This window comes from Flavobacterium sp., from assembly GCF_004295795.1.
GTDB lineage: Bacteria > Bacteroidota > Bacteroidia > Flavobacteriales > Flavobacteriaceae > Flavobacterium.
Map to the genome: position 1 here is coordinate 1 of NZ_SEBR01000021.1, position 20,085 is coordinate 20,085.

The 20,085-nt window shown below is 45.7% G+C and carries 14 protein-coding genes; 2 read left to right on the top strand and 12 right to left on the bottom strand.

Annotated features, from left to right (window positions below; genetic code table 11):
- Positions 1 to 521: 521 nt before the first annotated feature.
- The 8 genes from EOO49_RS15120 to eno all read right to left on the bottom strand — a co-directional run bounded on the left by EOO49_RS15120 (position 522) and on the right by eno (position 13,278).
- Positions 522 to 1,094 carry a hypothetical protein gene (locus EOO49_RS15120; protein WP_290847185.1) on the bottom strand — a complete coding sequence of 191 codons (573 nt, stop codon included), beginning with the start codon at positions 1,092 to 1,094 and terminating at the stop codon, positions 522 to 524.
- 23 nt (positions 1,095 to 1,117) lie between these two features.
- A complete protein-coding gene (locus EOO49_RS15125; RefSeq protein ID WP_290847187.1) occupies positions 1,118 to 2,035 on the bottom strand; it encodes a dimethylarginine dimethylaminohydrolase family protein in 918 nt (305 codons plus the stop codon).
- Between the two features lie 231 nt (positions 2,036 to 2,266).
- Positions 2,267 to 3,550: a citrate synthase gene (locus tag EOO49_RS15130; RefSeq protein ID WP_290847189.1), complete on the bottom strand. Its 1,284-nt coding sequence runs from the start codon at positions 3,548 to 3,550 to the stop codon at positions 2,267 to 2,269.
- Between the two features lie 469 nt (positions 3,551 to 4,019).
- Positions 4,020 to 7,385: a T9SS type A sorting domain-containing protein gene (locus EOO49_RS15135; RefSeq protein ID WP_290847191.1), complete on the bottom strand. Its 3,366-nt coding sequence runs from the start codon at positions 7,383 to 7,385 to the stop codon at positions 4,020 to 4,022.
- 70 nt (positions 7,386 to 7,455) lie between these two features.
- Complete coding sequence (locus EOO49_RS15140) at positions 7,456 to 8,217, bottom strand: LytTR family DNA-binding domain-containing protein (protein ID WP_290847193.1); 762 nt, start codon at positions 8,215 to 8,217, stop codon at positions 7,456 to 7,458.
- Between the two features lie 33 nt (positions 8,218 to 8,250).
- Positions 8,251 to 10,209 carry a tetratricopeptide repeat protein gene (locus EOO49_RS15145; protein WP_290847195.1) on the bottom strand — a complete coding sequence of 653 codons (1,959 nt, stop codon included), beginning with the start codon at positions 10,207 to 10,209 and terminating at the stop codon, positions 8,251 to 8,253.
- A gap of 94 nt (positions 10,210 to 10,303) precedes the next feature.
- Positions 10,304 to 11,836, bottom strand: coding sequence for a T9SS type A sorting domain-containing protein (locus tag EOO49_RS15150; RefSeq protein WP_290847197.1), 1,533 nt, complete (start codon positions 11,834 to 11,836; stop codon positions 10,304 to 10,306).
- A 146-nt stretch (positions 11,837 to 11,982) separates the two neighbouring features.
- Positions 11,983 to 13,278 carry a phosphopyruvate hydratase gene (gene eno, locus EOO49_RS15155; RefSeq protein ID WP_290847199.1) on the bottom strand — a complete coding sequence of 432 codons (1,296 nt, stop codon included), beginning with the start codon at positions 13,276 to 13,278 and terminating at the stop codon, positions 11,983 to 11,985.
- A 173-nt stretch (positions 13,279 to 13,451) separates the two neighbouring features.
- Between eno and EOO49_RS15160 the strand changes: the two genes are divergently transcribed.
- Positions 13,452 to 14,351: a hypothetical protein gene (locus EOO49_RS15160; RefSeq protein ID WP_290847201.1), complete on the top strand. Its 900-nt coding sequence runs from the start codon at positions 13,452 to 13,454 to the stop codon at positions 14,349 to 14,351.
- 36 nt (positions 14,352 to 14,387) lie between these two features.
- Positions 14,388 to 15,818 carry an MBOAT family O-acyltransferase gene (locus EOO49_RS15165; RefSeq protein ID WP_290847202.1) on the top strand — a complete coding sequence of 477 codons (1,431 nt, stop codon included), beginning with the start codon at positions 14,388 to 14,390 and terminating at the stop codon, positions 15,816 to 15,818.
- A gap of 48 nt (positions 15,819 to 15,866) precedes the next feature.
- On the opposite strand, the gene carA is transcribed toward EOO49_RS15165, so the two are convergent.
- The 4 genes from carA to EOO49_RS15185 all read right to left on the bottom strand — a co-directional run bounded on the left by carA (position 15,867) and on the right by EOO49_RS15185 (position 19,664).
- Complete coding sequence (carA, locus tag EOO49_RS15170) at positions 15,867 to 16,973, bottom strand: glutamine-hydrolyzing carbamoyl-phosphate synthase small subunit (RefSeq protein ID WP_290847204.1); 1,107 nt, start codon at positions 16,971 to 16,973, stop codon at positions 15,867 to 15,869.
- A 231-nt stretch (positions 16,974 to 17,204) separates the two neighbouring features.
- Positions 17,205 to 17,930 carry a DUF5131 family protein gene (locus tag EOO49_RS15175; RefSeq protein WP_290847206.1) on the bottom strand — a complete coding sequence of 242 codons (726 nt, stop codon included), beginning with the start codon at positions 17,928 to 17,930 and terminating at the stop codon, positions 17,205 to 17,207.
- 1 nt (position 17,931) lies between these two features.
- On the bottom strand, positions 17,932 to 19,050 hold the full coding sequence (gene tcmP / locus EOO49_RS15180; protein ID WP_290847208.1) for a three-Cys-motif partner protein TcmP: 1,119 nt from the start codon (positions 19,048 to 19,050) through the stop codon (positions 17,932 to 17,934).
- Between the two features lie 194 nt (positions 19,051 to 19,244).
- Positions 19,245 to 19,664: a helix-turn-helix transcriptional regulator gene (locus EOO49_RS15185; RefSeq protein ID WP_290847210.1), complete on the bottom strand. Its 420-nt coding sequence runs from the start codon at positions 19,662 to 19,664 to the stop codon at positions 19,245 to 19,247.
- Positions 19,665 to 20,085: the final 421 nt, after the last annotated feature.

Consider the following 20,085-nt stretch of genomic DNA (forward strand, 5'->3'; position numbering starts at 1 on the left):
GTTAAAGTCATTAAGGTTTTTCAGCTCGAATTCTGATTCACATTCGGGTTTTGTCTTTGATTCTCGGACTTCTTCCTATTGTTTTGCCGAAAAAAACTTGGTGATTCGTTGTGGTCATTCAAATCGTCGCTTCCACAGATAATTCCTTTCACACTTAATTTTTTTGAACCATTAAGATCGTTAAGGTCATTAAGGTTTTTCAGCTCGAATTCTGATTCACATTCGGGTTTTGTCTTTGATTCTCGGACTTCGTCCTATTGTTTTGCCGAAAAAAACTTGGTTATTCGTTGTGGTCATTCAAATTGTCGCTTCCGCGGATCATACCTTTCACACCTAATTTTTTTGAACCATTAAGATCGTTAAGGTCATTAAGGTTTTTCAGCTCGAATTCTGATTCACATTCGGGTTTTGTCTTTGATTCTCGGACTTCGTACTATCGTTTCGCTTAAAAAACCTGGTGATTCGTTGCTCGTTGCGCTAACTATTTCGCTCACGCGGATTTCGGGCAAAGTTCGGGAAATTTACCGCACGCGCTTCAAATCGTCCATACTTCCTGACGAGCTGATTTTCGTGAATTTTCCGTTTGCTTCAATGCGATAGGTCGCTTTCGCGGATGCTTCGTAAACCGGAGCGTTTCCTTGGGCGTCGATCTGTTCCAAATCTGGGGCGTTCGATGCCTCGGTAATTTCGATCGTTTTATCTTTCGAAATACAAAAGCGTTTCTCGTAATTGCCTTCCCAATCGATCGTCTCGTGTATCGACAGCGAATCGCTGAGTTTGCCGCCGACTTTTGTGTAAAGCATGGCAATCGGTTCTGTATTTTCGTCTCCGATCGGTTTTACTTCGAGAAAAGTCACGAACACATTTCCGACAGAAAAACTGCCGAATTCCCTTGCCGATTTGGGTCCGAACCCAGACTTTCGGAAATCATCCGTGTAAACGAAATAACCTTGCTTGTCTTTTTTCGAATAATCGAGATTGTCAGAGCAAAATGGGAAAGTCAGTTCTTTTTTGGGTTCCGATTCCGGTTTTTGAGTTTGTTTCGCTTTCGCGGACGTATCCGATTTCTGACAAGAAACAGCGATTAAAACCAACGACAGAAAGAGCTTTTTCAACATTAGTCGCGGATCAAAGGCAAAGTCGAGCAGCGCAACAAGCCTTCCTGTTTCGAGATTTCGGCGTACGGAATTTCTTCTACCGTGAATCCATTTTCGCGCAGCCAGGCGTTCAGGCGCGTGAAATTCCTTTCGGAAACCACCACGTCTGGCGCAATCGAAAACACGTTCGAGTTCATGTCGTACATTTCCTGGCGCGTGATGTGAAATAGATTTTCAACTCCGAAAAGATCGCGCAGATACTCGTAATCCTCGACGTCGCAAAATCCTTCTTTGTAGATGATCGCCTTGTCGTTTCCGACGGGCTGAAAACAACAATCAAGGTGCAAAGCGTTGTCGCGCGCCTCGGTCGTCGACTTGATCAAATCGAAATCGACAACTTTCTTGTCCGGGAAATAATTGCGGATAAATGCCACGCCTTTCTGGTTCGTACGAGCGGTTTTGATCTCCGGATAATCCGGTTTGCAGTACGTTCCGATGAAAATATAATCGTTCCACAAAATGACGTCACCGCCTTCGATGTGAATGCTTTGGTCTTCGATTTCCACGAATTTCTTCGGATCGATCTCGTCGATTATGTACTGGATCGCCGGAAATTCGCGCTCGCGATCAGGCAAGATGTTCGCCTTGAAAAACACATCGTCGATCACAAAACCGATGTCACGCGTGAAAATCTGGTTCTCGTTCTCAACGATTTGCGGACGATAGACTTTGACGTCATACTTCTCGAAAACGGCATTGAAAGCTTCCATTTCGGCTGTCATGTCTTTTTCGGTCGGATACGTTCCGGCCAAGATGTGTTCGAGAGATTTTGGGTCATATGCGTCTTCGGCTTTCGGCGTCGGGCCATTGCTCACAGCCGTTCCCAGCACAACGGCGCGAAGGCGTGAGGATTCATTTTTTACGGAAGGGGAAATCATAGAAAACGTTTTCGTTTCGGGCGCAAAGATAGGAAAAGGCAATTGTCAGCCTATCGATTGTGAATAAGTTGCCATTATTTTTTGGTCGTTTTTTTGAAATTCCGTGTTAATTTAACCGGAATTCCGGAAATGCGGTCGGCCCGATCAAAGCTTGGCTTTTTACATCGGATATGAAATCGGACAAAAACAAAAAACCTCCCAATTGGAAGGCTTTCTATTTTAAATTATCGGTTATCGCTTGTCCATATCCACGAAGTCGCGCAAAGGACTTCCGGTATAAACCTGACGCGGACGCCCGATAGGTTCTTTGTTCAGGCGCATTTCTTTCCATTGTGCGATCCATCCCGGCAAACGTCCTATGGCGAACATTACCGTGAACATATCGGTTGGGATTCCAAGTGCGCGGTAGATGATTCCTGAGTAGAAATCCACGTTCGGGTACAGGCTGCGTGCCTTGAAATATTCGTCGTTCAATGCAGCTTGCTCGAGTTTCATAGCGATGTCGAGCAGCGGATCTTCCACGCCAAGCGCCGTCAAAACCTCATCGGCGGCTTTTTTGATGATTTTCGCACGCGGATCGAAGTTTTTGTAAACTCTGTGTCCAAAGCCCATCAAACGGAAAGGATCGTTTTTGTCTTTGGCTTTTAGGATGAATTTCTCTACGTCTCCACCGGATTTGTTGATTTCGTCAAGCATCTCGAGAACGGCTTGGTTCGCACCACCATGAAGCGGACCCCAAAGTGCCGAAACTCCGGCAGAAATCGAGGCGAAAAGTCCGGCGTGTGATGAACCTACCATGCGTACCGTAGACGTTGAACAGTTCTGTTCGTGATCGGCGTGCAAGATAAACAACTTGTCGAGCGCATTCACTACAACAGGATCGATCTTGTACGGACCTGTCGGCAAAGAAAACATCAGGTTCATGAAATTGTCCACATAACCTTTTGTGTTGTCGTAATAATTGAGCGGATAACCCATCGATTTGCGGTACGTCCAAGTGGCAATGACAAGGAATTTCCCGATCGTCTTGCAGATCGCCTCATACAGATCTTTCTCGTTTTCGGGATTGACAGATTTCGGGTTGAAAGCCGTCAAAGCACTTGTCAAGGCCGCCAAAACGCCCATCGGGTGAGCTGTTTTCGGGAAACCGTCGATGATGTTTTTCATCTCTTCGTTGACAAGCGTGTATTTGCGGATATCGGTCTCGAAACGCTCGAGATCGCTCTTTTTTGGAAGTTCACCAAAGATGAGCAAATACGTGACTTCTAGGAAATTCGCCTTTTCGGCAAGGTCTTCGATCGCGTATCCGCGGTAGCGCAAAATCCCTTCTTCCCCATCGAGAAAAGTGATTTCGCTTTTGCACGCACCCGAGTTCTTATATCCCGGATCGAGAGTGATCGCACCGCTCACATCGCGCAGTTTGTTGATATCGATGGCAACTTCGTTCTCAGTTCCCACAAACACGGGGAACTCATACTTCTTGCCGTCGAGTTCTAATATTGCAGTTTTAGACATGATATGTTTGGAAGTTTAATAAGAAAAACAAAACTAGGTAATTTAAAAGGATTTAAAAAATCGAAGCGGTAACGATTTCGTTAATAATTACTAAATTGATATACATTCCCAAACGCGAAAAGGAAGCCGATATGACTTTGTGCCGATTGCTTTTATTGCTTGACGAACTTCATCACTTTACTGCCGTCAGCTGAAAGTAGTTTGGCGAAATCAGTTCCGGATTGTTTTTCTAACACATCGATCCGGGCATTTTCGGACGCGACTTTCCGCAACGGCAAATCGCTTCCATAAAAATTATAAAGCGACACCGAAATCGCATGGGAATCGCCACCGACAAATTCCCAAATCGTCTCGGCTTCGCACCACTAAAAAACAAAAGCCCGCGATTTACGCAGGCTCTCGGGAATTAAAAACTAACTAAACTGTAACTACCACATTTCTTAAACAGGCCAAACAGGTTTTACCCCATTTACTGTTTTATTATTTTTTCTGTTCTCGATCCTTTTTCGGTGTTGATTCTCACGAAGTAAACGCCGGCCGCTCTCGTTGCCATCTCGAATTTCGAGGTCAGGTTTCCGACTGTCTGCACCTGAAGCAATCTGCCTCTCACGTCGAAAATCTCGAGTGAATTGATATTGGCGCTCGACGTGACCGTAAACGAATCTTTCACGGGATTCGGATAAAGTTGCACATCCAGACCGTCTTTCGGATCGTTTATCGACAGATTCTCAAACGTCGTATGATAAGTGTTTGTCGTGATCGGAGCGCCGTAGTCGAAGAAAATATCGGCTTTGTTCGAAACCACCGAACCTTCGTGCAGATTGCCAAGACTGCGCACGCGAAGCAAAATGTTTCCGTGTCCGCCCGAATCCAACGCAATTGCCTTGAACACGAACAAAATACCGTCTGTTGAACTTTTGGCTTCAACGTTGTGCGAACTGCTCAAGATCTGCAAGGACGAACGGTCGAACATCGTCGGGTCGAGCACGTCTTTGACCACGATATTTTCGGCCGGAGCGGTTCCCGTATTTTCGAAATTGATCACGTAATGCAGATATTCTCCAATTTGCGTAACACTCACAACATCGCCCTGAAGACATTCCTTGTTATTGGGATCGTAATCGCTCACGACGGTTTGTGCCAAGACAAAGTCATTGTCAACAGGAACCACATCTGCAGCCGCATTCACGTTGGCCGAAAAAGAAATCGCATCGCCGATGTTGACCGCTGGCGTATCGGTGGGCGAATTCACGCTCAAAGTAACCGTGAAAACGCGGGTTTCGAACGGACGCAAATCTGAATAATTCCAAGTGAGATAACCGCTTCCCGTGCTGCTTGGCGCGGTCGTGGCCGAAACCAGGTCCATGATCGACTCGTCGTATGAAAACGAAACGCCCGAAGTCTGGGACAAAATCTGGTTGCCCTTGTTGCGAACAACGACCTGGTAAACCGCATCGTTTCCTGGCCTGGCCGACACGATTGGCACGATCGCGATCTCCGCGTCCGGACTGATTCCGTTTGCCGAAAGACAAAAGTCGTTATTGGAAACAGCTCCGTTGACCGACAAAATAGCAACGTCGGCATTTGGTGGCGCGGTCGCGAAGTAATTGTTCTCGAAAACGGGATTTATCGTATAATTTCCTGTTCCGACGTAGAATTTGTAAACCGAAGTGTGATCGGTGAAAACATCGACCGCTTGCGATCCGTCATTCATCCTGATCTTGACCAACGGCCCGATCAAATCTGAGGCATCGCACCCATTTCCTTCGGCGTCGAAACTCACGCTTCCCATGATCGTGTCGTATTGTCCGCCGGGAACGAAAGTACAGTAGGAATTGACTTGGGTGCCACTTCCGACCAAAGTCTGGATGGACGCAACCTGAGTTTCATCGGCACAAATGTAGCTGAACGCGTTGTCAGTGAAATCGCCCGTACTGAATTGCTCGTTCACGCCGTTCTTGGCGAAAAGCGTCTGCATAGCGTTTCCGAAAATCGCGACCGCCTGCAAAGCCGTATTCGCCGAAAGATCGAGCGTCTCGAGTTGGTTGTTCGAACAGTTCAGCAACTGAAGTTCGGTTTGTCCAGAAACGTCAAGCGTCTGGATCGCGTTCAAACGGCAATCGATGTTGGTCAAAGCCGGAAATCCCGACAAGTCGAGCGTCGCAATCCCGTTTTGGCGACATTCCAAAGTCTCGAGCGTGGCCGAAACCGGCAAATCGAATGCGTTGATGTTCGTATTTCCGAATTTCAGGAATTTCAGGGACGAAAGTCCGGTCCACGAATGTGAACTCACCGGATTGTCGTTGAAATATAGCGTCTCGAGATTGGCCAATCCCGAAACGTTCACCGCACTGATCGCGTTGTTCGAACAATCGAGCGTCTTGAGCAACGAAAGTGTCGTGACATCGAGCGACGTCAGCAAATTGCTCGCGCACGTCAGGATCTGCAAATTCGGGAATGAAGCGACTTCAAGGCTCACAAGATCATTTCCGAAGACGTTGATTTCTCGCAACAAAGGAAGATTGCTCAATGTGATTCCCGTCAAATCGTTGTAAATCGCCGAGAAGCGATCGAGGTTCGGCTTGTTCGAAAGGTTCAGGTAAGTGAGCTGATTCTGGTCCAAAACCAAATCCTGGAGCGTGCTTACGCCATTCACGTTGATCGAAGTCAACTCGTTTCCTGACAAATACGCAAGCCGCAATTCCGGCATGTCTGACAAATCGAGTGTGGAAAGCGAATTTCCTACAGCGTAAAGGCTTAGCAAATTCGTGAAAGCCTTGATTCCGGTAAGGTCGTTGATATTTTGGTAATCGACGTTCAAAGTCGTGATCGCCGCGGCTTCGGTAAATTGGATTTCCGTGTCTGAATTGGTATCGACGCCTTCTGCGATAAGTGCTGATTTGAAAGCCATATCGGGAATAAAGACGATTCCGGGATCGGAAACCACAAGACTGAAACTCGTCATGTCGTTGCAATTGCTAAGCGTAGAACTGACGACAGCCCAAATTTGCTGCGGATTTTGGGTGTTGACAAAAGTCGTTGGTGAAACGATGGCTTCGGTTTGGGAAATCGCATCCGACTCGGAAATGTAATAAGCGGCTTCGACATTGGTTTGCGACCCGATCAAAGTCGACTCGTTCGAAGTGATATCGAAAGTCGCGACACCTGTATTCGGAATGGCTTCCACAACGATATTCGATGCCGGAAAAGCGATCGCTGGCGCGACAACGGTTACGACCGATGAAGCGTTCAACGCGGCCGAACAACCGTTCGCACCTGAAATTCCGACCAATTGTACGTTATAAGTAGCGAGTTGGGAAGTTGGAAAGTTGATCGTCGCAACGCCCGAAGCCGACACGACAGTTTGGATTGTTCCGCCGTTTATCTGGTAGGAGAATATGTATGGAATCGATCCGCCGTTGCCCTGAAAAGTCAGCGTCGCGAGATTGCCCTGGCAGATGTTCTGCGAAGGTTCGACAATGATGGCCGATGGTACCGAACTCACCACAATACTTAGGTTGGCCACCGAATAAGTCGCATCCGAAAGCGCTTCTACCCTGACGAAAATCGTTTGGTTCGTGTTGCTGTAATTGGTCGTCTGCGTGATTTCCGACAAATTGTTCTGCGCATCGGACAAACTCAGGTGGAAACTCACCGCGACATCACCCGGATTTATCCCGTTAAGGATCGCCGGAATGGCCGATGTGAGATCGAATGTGCCAATTCCGTCGGCGTCGGTATCGCACTGGACCAAAGGCGACGGATTCGCGTTTATGTCCGGTTGGGCGTGCACCCATCCGCAACAAAGCAAAATCAGGAAGTATAGTTTTTTCATGGTCGGTAATTTTAGTTGTGTCTTTGTCGGTTAAGCAAAAACTTGGGCAATGTCGTTGGCGATAGTTGTTTCAGATCGTTCTCAAAAGTTCCTGCAGCCGTTCTTTTTTCCGTTGGGAAATCGGCAAATGGCTTCCGTCGCTCATGATTACGTAACCTCCGTCTTTCTTTATGTACGATTTCAAGTACGAAAGATTGATGAGATGGGATTGGTGGATGCGCTCGAAACCGTGTTCGGTGAGCAATTCCTCATATTCTTTCAAGGTCTTGGAAATCAGGATCGGTTTGTTGTTCCTGATGAAGAACTTGGTGTAATTGTCTTCGCTTTCGCAGCGGATGATGTCGGTAATCTCAAACAAATGGATGCCATCGGACGTCGAAAGCGCGATCCTTTTGAAATTGTCGACTTTTTTGCGGATGTTTTCCAAAAGTAAGTCGATATGGGCAAAACCTTCGTTCTTGGAAACGACCGTCCTGATTTTGCCGATCACTTTGTCAAGATCTTCGGGATCGACGGGTTTGAGCAAAAAGTCGAGCGCGCTAAAACGGAAAGCCGTGATCGCGTATTGTTCGTGAGCCGTGATGAAAACGATGTGGGACGTCGAGCGTCCATGCTTTTGGGCGAGCTGTTCGAGAATGTCGAAACCGGTTCCGTCGCCCAATTGGATGTCGAGAAAAACCACTTGCGGACGCAGCGTGTCGATCGCCTTTATCCCCGATTCCACACTGTCGGCTTCACCCAAAATGGTAAAATCTGGAGCGTAAACTTCCAAAAGTCCTCTCATTCCGTTTCTCAGATTGGAGTCGTCGTCTATTAAAAGTGCGGTTATCATGTGGTGGTTTCGGAAATTATTAATTATCAATTATCAATTGGTTATATACTGAATCGGAAGCGTCAAAATAACCTGCGTGCCAATCACGTGCCCAAGATCGTCCGCTCTTTCGGTGATGTCGACATTGGCCTTTCTCGACGTGATCGCCTTGATCATCTCGAGTCGTTTTTTGGTAATGTCGAGCGCCATCGATTTGTGCATGGACACGGAATTCTCTTTCATTTGGCGCGACTTGTCGATTCCGATGCCGTCGTCCGTGATCGTGCAAACCAGATTTTCTCCCGAAAGTTCGAATTTCACGTCGATCCTGCCTTGCTCTTTCTTCGGAACCAACCCATGTATGATGGCATTTTCGACAAAAGGTTGCAACAAAAGTGGCGGGATCGCAGTATCGTCTTCTATGTCAGCGCTTTTTGAAATGTTAAAATCAAAAATCTGGTTGAAACGCAGTTGTTCAAGTTCGAGATAATTGCGCAGGCTCTCGATTTCCTTGTCTATCGGAATGAGCGATTCCTTCGAATATTCTAGCGTGAGCCGCATCAGTTTCGAGAATTTGGCCAAGTAGCGAATTGCCGCATCTGACCCGTTTTGCACGATAAAACTAGAAATCGAACCCAGGCAGTTGAAAACAAAATGCGGATTCATTTGCAAGTGAAGCGCCTTTTGCTCGTATTCGGCCAGTTCCTTTTCCAAAGTTAAGGTCTTCTTGAGCTGCAACCTGTTGTAGATCAGGAAAATTATTCCGAATAACAACAGGCTGAACAGCACAATGAAGAACGTTTGAAGCGTGTGCCGCTTGGTTTGTTCGGTGTAAAGCAGTTCGCGTTTTTCCTGCTCTTTTTTCTGTAAGGCCTCGCGTTTGTCGAATTCATAGTTCATTTCGGCCTGTACGCTTTTGCGGATATTCTCGTGTACGTTCAAACTGTCTTTGGCCGAACTGTATTTCTGGTAGTGAAGCAAAGCCAGATTCGAATCGCCTTTGAGGACATAGATTTCGCTCAACATTTTTTCGGCGATCACGACTTGTTCGGGAATTTCGAGCTCGTGCGCCAAAGCCAGAGACTTGTTTGCAAAAACCATTGCCTGATCGAGGCTTTTCGTCGATTTGTGGTAATTGGCCAGATGTGCGTAAGTGTCGGCTGTTCCGAATTTGTCTGCTATGGCTGCAAATTCCTTGAGCGCCTGATTCCAGGTTTCGGATGCTTTTGCGCCATTTCCGGTTTGAGCGTAATAGGCGCCGAGGTTGTTTAGCAATTCGCCAAGTCCGCGAGGATTCGGGAATTCCGAGAACATTTTCGCAGCGCGTTGGTAGTGCTCTAAAGCTTTGGCGTAATTCTTTTGGGAAAGGTAGATATTGCCGATGTTCGTCGTCGTGATCCCGACAGTCACATCACCGATTTTCTCCTGCAATTTCTGGGCTTTGAGAAAGAATTCAAGCGCCTTGAAATCGTTGTGCAGCGATTGGTAAACGATCCCGACGTTGTTGTATACACGCGCCAGACGCATCGGTTCGTCGAGCGTCTCGTAAAGCGGGACGGCCTTGAGGTGAAACTGCAAAGCTCTCGCGTAATTGCTTTGTTCCGAAAGAACGATTCCGATGCTTCCGTAAGCCTTTGCCAGTCCGGCCTTGACTTGCGCATCGCCTGCATTAGACGAACGCTCGCCCTCGAAGAGATTTTGCGCCGCGGTGAAATTTTGCAGCGCCTTTTTATAATCGCCAGATAAAATGCCGGCATTGCCCAGGTTCAACAAGGCATTTCCTTCTGCTACCTTATACTTTATCTTGCGCGATAGTTCCAAGGCTTTGCCGGCATATTGGCCCATTTTTGAAGGATCGGAGATCTTGTAAGCGTCGGCGATGGCGTTCAGGGCGTCGGCTTTTTCTATGTCGTTTTTCGTTTGCGGCAATTTTGCGACGAGACTGTCCGCCGATTGGGCAGACACGAACACGCACGCGAATAGCACTAAAAAAACGAGTAGGTTTTGCTTCATGGTCAATAAGACTGAAACAAAAGTAAGCATTGGCTTTTTACTTCTGTAAAGCGATTAGAATTTGGCGTTTGTGAGTGAGTAAACTGCAAAAAACCTAGATTTTACTTACTTTTTGGACGGAAATTGCGTTCGTGGTTTCGATTTTCACCAGATAGATTCCCGAAGACAATCCGGTCAAGTCCAAAACATTGCTCTGTCGTTTTGCCTCGACTTTGCGTCCGTTGGAATCGAAAACGGTCACGACTTTGATGTCAAAATCAGACTTGATTTCGACCGTGGACGATGTCGGATTCGGAAACAGGATCGCATCGGCTTTCGAAACGTCGGGAACGGCCAAACTGCAATCGCTCGTAAAAACCGTGTTCGGATGCGCTCCGTTCCAGGTCAGGACTTGCTGCAGACACTCAATTTCATTTGCATCGGCGCAGACCGACACCAAATTCGGCGTTTCCATCCAAGCGTCGAAACTCATCACCCCGACGGCGCAATTCTGCTGCGTCACATTCTTGACATTGACCGAAGCCAGATTGGGATTATTGCCGCATCCCAAATCGTAAAGTTCAGTATTGGCGCCGAAATCGAGACTTGTGAAATTGTTGGCGCTGACATCGACCGAAGTCAATTCCGGAAAATTGGAAAAGTCGATATCGGTGAGTAGATTTCCGTGGGCGCGCAAGATTTCCAATTGGTCAAGGCTCGTAAAATCGAATGTTGCGATCGCATTTCCGGAAATGTCCAAAAATTTGAGATTCGAGAAAACCTCGAGTCCGTCCAACACCGAAATGTCGCCCGGAGTCGACCACCAAGCATCGCCCGTCATGTTGAGATAGTTGACCTGCAAAGCTTCCGAAACCTGAATTTGGCCGTCGTTGTTCGCATCGACATTTATGGGAACGATCAAATCGTCCTGGTAATGGCCGGCGATCAAAACCGAACCTGACGCAACTGACGAAAGAATGCGCTGTCTCAAAGCCGTGTCGGGAAGATCGACGACCATACTGATCTCGAAAGCCGCGATCGTAAAACAACCGCTCGCATTGGTGAACGAAGCATAAAGTGTTTCGCCTGACATGGGCACGTAGCAGCAGGATTGCGAAATTGGATTCTGCGCCGCCTGAGCATCGGCCAAGGTCACATAAAAATTGGTAGCGATTCCCGGAACGCCACCAAAAAAAGGAAGCACGTGCGTATCGAGATCGACACTCGACGCCGGCGTCGTTACGGGCACAAAAAGCACGTCGATCGGGAAAACCACGGGCGATTGATTCACGATCAAAGTCGCTGTAGTGATCCCGAAGTGATCGGGATTCGCGATTTCGTAGACGCGCACATAAAGTATTTGCGAATAAGGATCTATGTTGAAATACGGATTGCCATTCGGAATCGCATTCACTTCCATATTTTGCATCGCATCGGTTTGCGTCAGGAAAAAGCGATAGCCGTACTCCTGAGGATTTCCGGGCGCGGACGAAAGCAAGATCGGTCCGAAATACGAATCCAGATCGAATTGTCCTACTGAATCGTTGTTATCATCGCAAACCTCATAAGACGGCAAATCGGCAATGCTGAACTGTTGCGCTTTCGCGGATAATCCGACAAAAATCAAAAGGAGTAGAAGTTGTTTCATAAATGCCATTTTGGAATTGTGCCCAAAATGTAGCACAATTTTTTGCATCCGGATACAAAAACCGGCAAAGTATCGGCCTGAATGAGAATTCGTTCCAATAAAAAACCCGACGCAACGGCCGGGTTCCAATTTATATCAGAAGAAAATTACTTCTTTACTTTAAAAGCTTTTTGTCCTGGAAAGTAAGCCGTTTCTCCCAATTCTTCTTCGATGCGAAGCAATTGGTTGTACTTGGCCATACGGTCTGAACGCGATGCCGAACCTGTTTTGATTTGTCCGCAGTTCAAAGCTACCGCCAAATCGGCGATCGTGTTGTCTTCGGTTTCTCCTGAACGGTGCGACATTACAGAAGTGTAACCTGCGTTGTGTGCCATGTTTACGGCTGCGATCGTTTCTGTCAAAGTCCCGATCTGGTTTACTTTGACAAGGATTGAGTTGGCGATGCCTTTCTCGATTCCTGTAGAAAGACGTTGCACGTTTGTCACGAACAAATCGTCTCCAACCAACTGTACTTTGTCTCCGATAAGATCTGTAAGGTATTTCCATCCGTCCCAATCGTCTTCGTACATTCCGTCCTCGATTGACACGATTGGGTATTTTGAGGCCAATTCCGCCAAATATTCGGCTTGTTCTTTGGACGAACGGATTTTTCCTGTCTCGCCTTCGAACTTTGTGTAATCGTAGTTTCCGTTTACGTAGAATTCAGATGCCGCACAGTCAAGAGCGACCATGATGTCGTCCCCGAAAGTGTATCCGGCCTTCTCGACTGCCAATTTGATCGAATCAAGAGCGTCTTCTGTTCCTCCGGCCAAATTCGGTGCGAAACCGCCTTCGTCTCCAACTGCAGTAGACAAGTTGCGGTCGTGCAACACCTTTTTGAGGTTGTGGAAAATTTCGGTTCCCATTTGCATCGCCTGAGTGAAAGTCTTGGCTTTTACCGGCATGATCATGAATTCCTGGAAAGCGATAGGCGCATCTGAGTGCGAACCACCGTTGATGATATTCATCATAGGAACCGGAAGCGTGTTTCCTGAAACGCCGCCCACGTAACGGTACAAAGGCATTCCAAGTTCGTTGGCCGCCGCTTTGGCAACTGCCAATGAAACGCCAAGGATCGCGTTTGCTCCAAGGTTCGCTTTGTTTGGCGTTCCGTCGAGTTCGATCATCGTCTTGTCGATAAGGTTTTGTTCGAAAACAGAAACACCGACAAGTTCTTCGGCTATGGTCGTATTTACGTTTTTCACGGCTTGGCTGACACCTTTGCCCATGTAGGCTTTTCCGCCGTCGCGCAATTCTACGGCTTCGTGTTCTCCTGTAGACGCTCCAGATGGAACGGCAGCACGGCCCAAAACTCCGGTTTCGGTAACAACATCAACTTCGATGGTAGGGTTTCCTCGGGAATCAAGGATTTGTCTAGCGTGAATTTTAACGATAATACTCATTTTGTATTTTGTTGATTTTTGGTTTATGAATAATGCAAATATAATCAGAATCAAGGTTAAAAAAGACGCAAAACTTGGCATCTTATCAACGCAAACGTTGTAATTCCTTAAAGTTTCTCCAGATTTTATATTCGTTTATCTTTGCCGCAACATTCCAACTTATCCGATTGACATTGAAGCGCTTTATTAGAAATATCATACAGATCCTCGTCTTGGCGCTGCTCGTTTTGGCCGTGGCCGATTTTGCCTACACCAAAGTCCTTGTCAACAGCGCACCGACCGACAAGATCGCGTTGCTGAAAAGCCTCAAAGGCAAAAAATTCAACTACGTTTTTCTGGGTTCGTCCCGCGTGAACAATACGATCATTCCGGCTGAAATCGAAAAACAGACCGGAAAAACGTCGGTGAATTTTGGAGTGAATTCGTCCCGGCCGCGCGACATTCTGGCTTTTGCGAAGTTGCTGGTCGACAACAACATCACCTGCGATTCCATTTTCGTCCAGGTCGACTACGGATTCAATCACCTCGACGGATCGAGTTTCGTAAACTTCGAGTCGATGCCGTATTTGCATCAGGAACCGATTCTCGCACAAAGAATTTCCGATCTGCCACAGGCCAAAGCCTTCCAATTCGTGCCGTTTTTCAGATACGCCTTTTACGACCAACAGTTCGGATGCCGCAAAGTGATCAAAAAACTGATGGAAAAATCGCCCTCAAGCCTTGAGTTAAGCGGCGGTTATACGATGTTGAAAGGACACGGAAAGCTTGGCAACTACGAACTTCCCAAGACCGTCGCCCAACGAAATCGTTATGTGGACGAGCTCGAGAAACTCGCATCGGAACACAAGCTCAACATCGTCTATTTCATTTCCCCTTTCGCGCATTCGGTGAGAAACAAGGATTTTTTCGGCAAGCTGAAAACCAGGATTCCAAAGCTGCACGACTATTCTCAAGCCATTGCAACCGACAGCTTTTTTTCGAACGAATCGCACCTGAACCACGACGGAGCCAAAGTTTTCACGAACCTAGTGATTCGCGACCTGATTGGCAAGCGCAAAGACAAAGACCGATAAATCCCAAAATTTGAATTTTTCATAACCCAAACCGACATGCTTTTCAATTCCTGGGAATTCGCTTTGTTCCTTCCTATCGTTTTTACGATTTACTGGCTGCTTTCGAAAAAACTGACGCTACAGAATTTCGTACTCATGTGCGCCAGCTATTTCTTCTACGCGTGTTGGGATTTCCGTTTTTTGTTCCTGCTGATGTTCTCTACCGGACTCGATTATTTCACAGGGATCAAGATCGCATCGAGCCAAGGCAGCTTGAAAAAGTTCTGGTTTTGGTTGAGCATTAGCGTGAATCTGGGCTTTTTGGGCGTTTTCAAATACTACAATTTCTTTGCGGATTCTTTTGCCGAATTGTTGTCTGTTTTCGGACTTCACGCCAGTTTCGCAACTTTGTCGGTGATTCTTCCCGTCGGGATCTCGTTCTACACTTTCCACGGACTTTCCTATGTGATCGATATTTACAAAGGACGCATCACACCCGAAAAAAACTTCGTCACTTACTCGCTTTTCGTGAGCTATTTCCCGCTTTTGGTCGCCGGACCGATCGAACGCGCCACGCATTTGCTTCCGCAGATAAAACGAGAACGCCGTTTCGACTACAAAAAAGCGATGGACGGCTTTTACCAAATGCTTTGGGGTTTGTTCAAAAAAGTCGTGATCGCCGACAGTTGTGCCCAATATGCGAATGCGATTTTCGACCATTCGGACAAGATGAATTCAGTCACGTTGGTTTTGGGCGCGGTTTATTTCGCCTTCCAGATTTACGGGGATTTTTCCGGCTATTCGGACATCGCGCTCGGAACCTCGAAAATGTTCGGGATCGACTTGCTTCGGAATTTCAATTATCCGTATTTCTCCCGAGACATTGCCGAATTCTGGAGGCGTTGGCACATCTCGCTTTCGAGCTGGTTTCGCGACTATCTCTACATTCCTTTGGGCGGAAGCAAAGGCGGAATGTGGATGAAGATCAGGAATACGTTCATCATTTTTCTGGTAAGCGGATTCTGGCACGGAGCGAATTGGACGTTCCTCATTTGGGGCGGATTGAATGCTTTGTATTTCCTGCCATTGTTGCTTTCGAACTCCAACAGAAACAACATGCACATTGTCGCCGAAGGCCGGATTTTCCCTAAATTCAGGGAGTTTTTCGGGATTTTGCTCACGTTTTCACTTACGACACTTGCGTGGATATTTTTCAGGGCCAAAACTGTATCGGACGCCGTGCTTTACATAAAACGCATCTTCTCGTTCGACGCGAAAGGCGGAATGCAGTATTTGTCGATCGACCGATACGCTCCCGAATTGCTGCTTTTGTTGTCGCTATTCCTTGTGATCGAATGGTTTTCGCGAACAAACGAACATCCCGTTCACGGACGCTTCAAAGTTGCCAAAGCCGTTCTGATCATTGTCGGGATCGCGATGCTTGGCGCGTTTTCGAGTGCTGGCGAATTCATCTATTTTCAGTTTTAGCAACCGAACTGTCCGCTTTCAAAAACGATCGGACATAAAAAAAGCGCCTTAATTGGCGCTCTTGATATTGTCTATGAATTGGTCGAACAGATAAGTCGAATCATGCGGGCCAGGACTGGCTTCGGGATGGTATTGAACCGAAAACGCGTTCTTGTTCTTCATTTTCATGCCTGCGACCGTTCCGTCGTTGATGTGCAAATGCGTGATCTCGAAATCCGGATTCTTGAGAAGTTCGTCTTTGTTGATCGCGAATCCGTGGTTTTGGGACGTGATTTCGCCGTGACCCGAAAGTTCGTTCATCACCGGATGGTTGATGCCGCGGTGTCCGTTGAACATCTTGTAGGTCGGGATTCCGTTTGCAAGACCCAAAATCTGGTGTCCGAGACAGATCCCAAAAACCGGATCGTTCGCGTTCAGGATTTCCTTTGCGGTTTCCTGGGCGACCAAAAGCGGCTCCGGATCGCCGGGTCCGTTCGAAAGGAAAAAACCGTGCGGATTCCACGCTTTCATTTCTTCGTAAGACGTATCGTAAGGGAAAACCTTGATATAACAATCGCGTTTGGCGAGGTTTCTCAGGATGTTTTTCTTGATTCCGAGGTCAAGCGCCGCAATCTTGTACGTTGCATTTTCTTCGCCCACGAAATAAGGTTCTTTCGTGGAAACTTTCGAGGCGAGTTCCAAACCTTCCATGTTCGGGACGTCGGACAAAAGTGCTTTCAATTCCTCTACCGTTTTTCCGTCGGTTGAAATGGCGGCGTTCATCGCACCGTTGTCGCGGATATAACTCACCAAAGCTCTCGTATCGACATCTGAAATACAGATAAGATTCTGCTTCGTAAAGTACTCTTCGAGGCTTGAAGTCGAGTTGGCGCGAGAATGGTTGAAACTGAAATTCTTGACGACCAAACCTGAAATCATGATCCTGTCGGCTTCGATGTCTTCGTCGTTTACGCCATAATTGCCGATGTGGGCATTCGTGGCGACCATGATCTGCCCAAAGTAAGACGGATCTGTGAAAATTTCCTGATAACCGGTCATTCCCGTATTGAAGCAGACTTCTCCGAAAGTCGTGCCCTCGATCCCGATCGATTTTCCGTAGAAAACGGTGCCGTCGGCTAGTAACAGGATGGCTTTTTGTCGTGTGTTGTATTTCATTTTGTTGCGTAGTTGGACGAAAGACAAATGACGGAAGACGAAGGACTGTGGCCGAACGCCGTATGCGGCATGTCAAACGATTGTTCGGGGTGCAAATGTACGGGATTTTTTTTGGTGGGCAAATGGTTTTGGGGATGGGGTGGGAATTTTCGTTGGGGGAAATTTCGCTTTGTGTTGCCCTGAACTTCTAAATACTCCACTATGACAAATCGTTTATAATATGCGCTTGGGTTAGATATTTTTATGCAACTCAATTTCAGGCATTTCATCATATGTCCGCCCGTTTAGAATTCTGCCGCTAGCTTTCTTGTTTTTGCCGCCCCATTGTTTAAAGAAAAATGCAACCTCCTTCTGATTACATTGCTCCTGAATATCGAGAACCCAGTCAGCATCCATAGGTCTCGGTTTGCGCCCACTCTCACCTCCCACAATCACCCAATCTATATTTTCAAGATTCAATATACCAAGTGGTCCTATTAAGGGTTCCAATGACAAGAATTTTACTTTTGCGTTTGTTTGTCTAAGACAATCAATTCTATTTTTGAATTTATCGTTTTCAACCGATACTCCCATCCAAATATTATGAGTCCATTTCAACTTGTTATGTAATTCCAGCAATCTTTCGGCTCGTTTAGTAAGTACCTGAAAAACATGTTGAGGATTGTCATTCATCACTTTAAAGACTTTTTGGATAAATTCCAATGAAATCTCATCATGAAATAAATCACTCATGGAATTTACAAAAACAACTTTTGAATTTTTCCATGTGTAAGGAATCTTTAGTGCTTCGTCATGAGTTCTTACAGCAAAGTTGTCCTTATATTTCTCCACACCCATCGCTTGGAGACGCTTCGACATAATTTCGGCGTAGCAGAATTTGCATCCCGCCGAAATTTTTGAGCAGCCCGTTGTTGGGTTCCATGTCATTTCTGTCCATTCTATTGAAGATTGGGCCATCCTATTTGACTATCTTATAGTTAATGATATTATTTTCTCTAAAAACGTTTTTGTAATTCAGAAATGGTGATCTTGAATTGTACGCCAGTTTTCCCTGGCCTTTAAGCTTTTTGATTACTTCAACAGAGTGTTTTGGAATATGGCCAGATTCATAGGTATAAATTAAAATTTCTTTATTACTAACAGTTGATTTTTGCAAAAGTCTATTTTCCAATTCCATTTGGAACTTTTCAATCTTCGTCATTTTTTTCCCATCGAATAGCATTAGCTGATTCTTGTCTTTATCCTCGTCAATATCGAAGTCAGCCTCACCGTTTATGGCATTTCGCTTCCAAGAAATGCTGAGAAATTTGTCGACAGCTGCATAACTCTTGGCACCAAATACAATTCCGTATATATTTTTGTTCTTTTTTATCGAAAAAGGAAATAGTTTGAGGTCAGAAGTTTGTGGTAGTCTTGATTTTATTTTTGAGCAAACAAGCCTGTGCATATTCCGATATTCTTCACTTTCCAATTCTCTAGAATCAATTGTCAGAACCTTTTTGAATTCACCTGTGGTTCCGTATCTTCTAAAGAACGATGACGACACAAAATAAAGAAAATCCGTGGTGGTTAGGCTATCAAGTTCTTCAATATATTCCTTTGAAATGAACTTTATGCCATTTTGGTCGAGATAGACGAGAGAAGGAAACTTTTTGATTGTGGGTAATAGTTTAAAAAATAAGTCTTCTGCATCTTCATTGTAATAAGTTACGTTCAGAAAGTACTGAAACTTCGGATGATTTTCTAAGAAGTTGTTACAATTTTCGATAAGTAAGTCATATTTGTCCTGTCTCTTTTTATTTGGTTCAAACTCGTTAAGATGCAGTACAATTTTAGTCTTTTTTGCAAGTATGTTTCCAAGTTGCTCTTCTATTTTTTGTAATATCCGAATAGGGCTTCCTGGAACATTTATCGAGTCATAACCGGGTCCGGAGAAAAAATCGAAAATATGAATTTCAGGATATTTTGATTGCATTACGAAAGTTGGAATCCAGGCTTGAGCGTAATCTTCAAATATTTCAAGTTTGGTAATCGTTCCGTTGTCGAAAGGCTCTATGTGAATGTTTTTTGATCCCATTTTAAACAGATTTGGTTAGTCAGATACTATAATAATATTTCAAATATATCATCCTCACTTAACCGCGGTTACGGAATCCCATAAAAACCAAAAATCCCCGACAAACTACACAAACCTAATCACGTTAGTGCTTTGATCTGCAAGCAATCCTACAAAAGATAAAGTCAAAAAAAATCCGGGCAAATGACCGGATGCTATTTTTTAAATTCTCCTAGAAGTTGTTCCAAATACCTAATCTTCTCTCGTTCTGCATGTAGTAGTTGCTCGTACAGTTTTCTATTTTCCTCTACCAACTCCATCATCTTATCCAAAGGATTGAAAGAACAATGATTCGCGGTGCCTGCAACTCCAACATTTGAACTATTGTCGTTGAACGTATTGAAATATGTAATCACGTTCTCTTCAGAAAAATTCTCAATCGCCTCACTGCTAACCCCAAGCGCCTCGGCAACCTCTTTCAGTCGCTTTTCGTCAATCTCCTCACTCCTTTCCAGAATGGAAACCGTCTGTTGGCTCACGCCCAAAGCCAGCGCCAACGCTTCCTGTTTCATGCCGCGCAGTTCACGGATGCGCGAAATTTTACGCCCGATATGGGATTTTGAAGGAGTTTCCATGATTGAAATGTTTGTTTTGTAAATATAGCCAATTTGAGAAATGACGGGATTGGTAACTTACTAAAATGCATTTGGTGTGAGTCTGTTGTTTGAAAAAGTTTTCACACAAATTTCGTGTGAAAAGAAAATTTTCAGGAAATTTCACACAAGACTTAGAACAGTTCCATTTCGTGGTACGCACAGCCAAATCTCATCCTATTACACAAATTCCTGTAAACTTTATCGCACGGCGCTATGTGAATTGGTGTCGCCTGATGCGAATCGGCATCGACCAAAAAACAGGCTATCTATTAAAAATAAAGAATCGGGGATTATGTGCGAGTGACGTACAGTGGCGAATACCGGATGGCCAATCGCAGGTTTGATTTTGGCTTTCTCCTACTGGACCGAATGTATCGCAAAATTCCACGTGGACATTTAA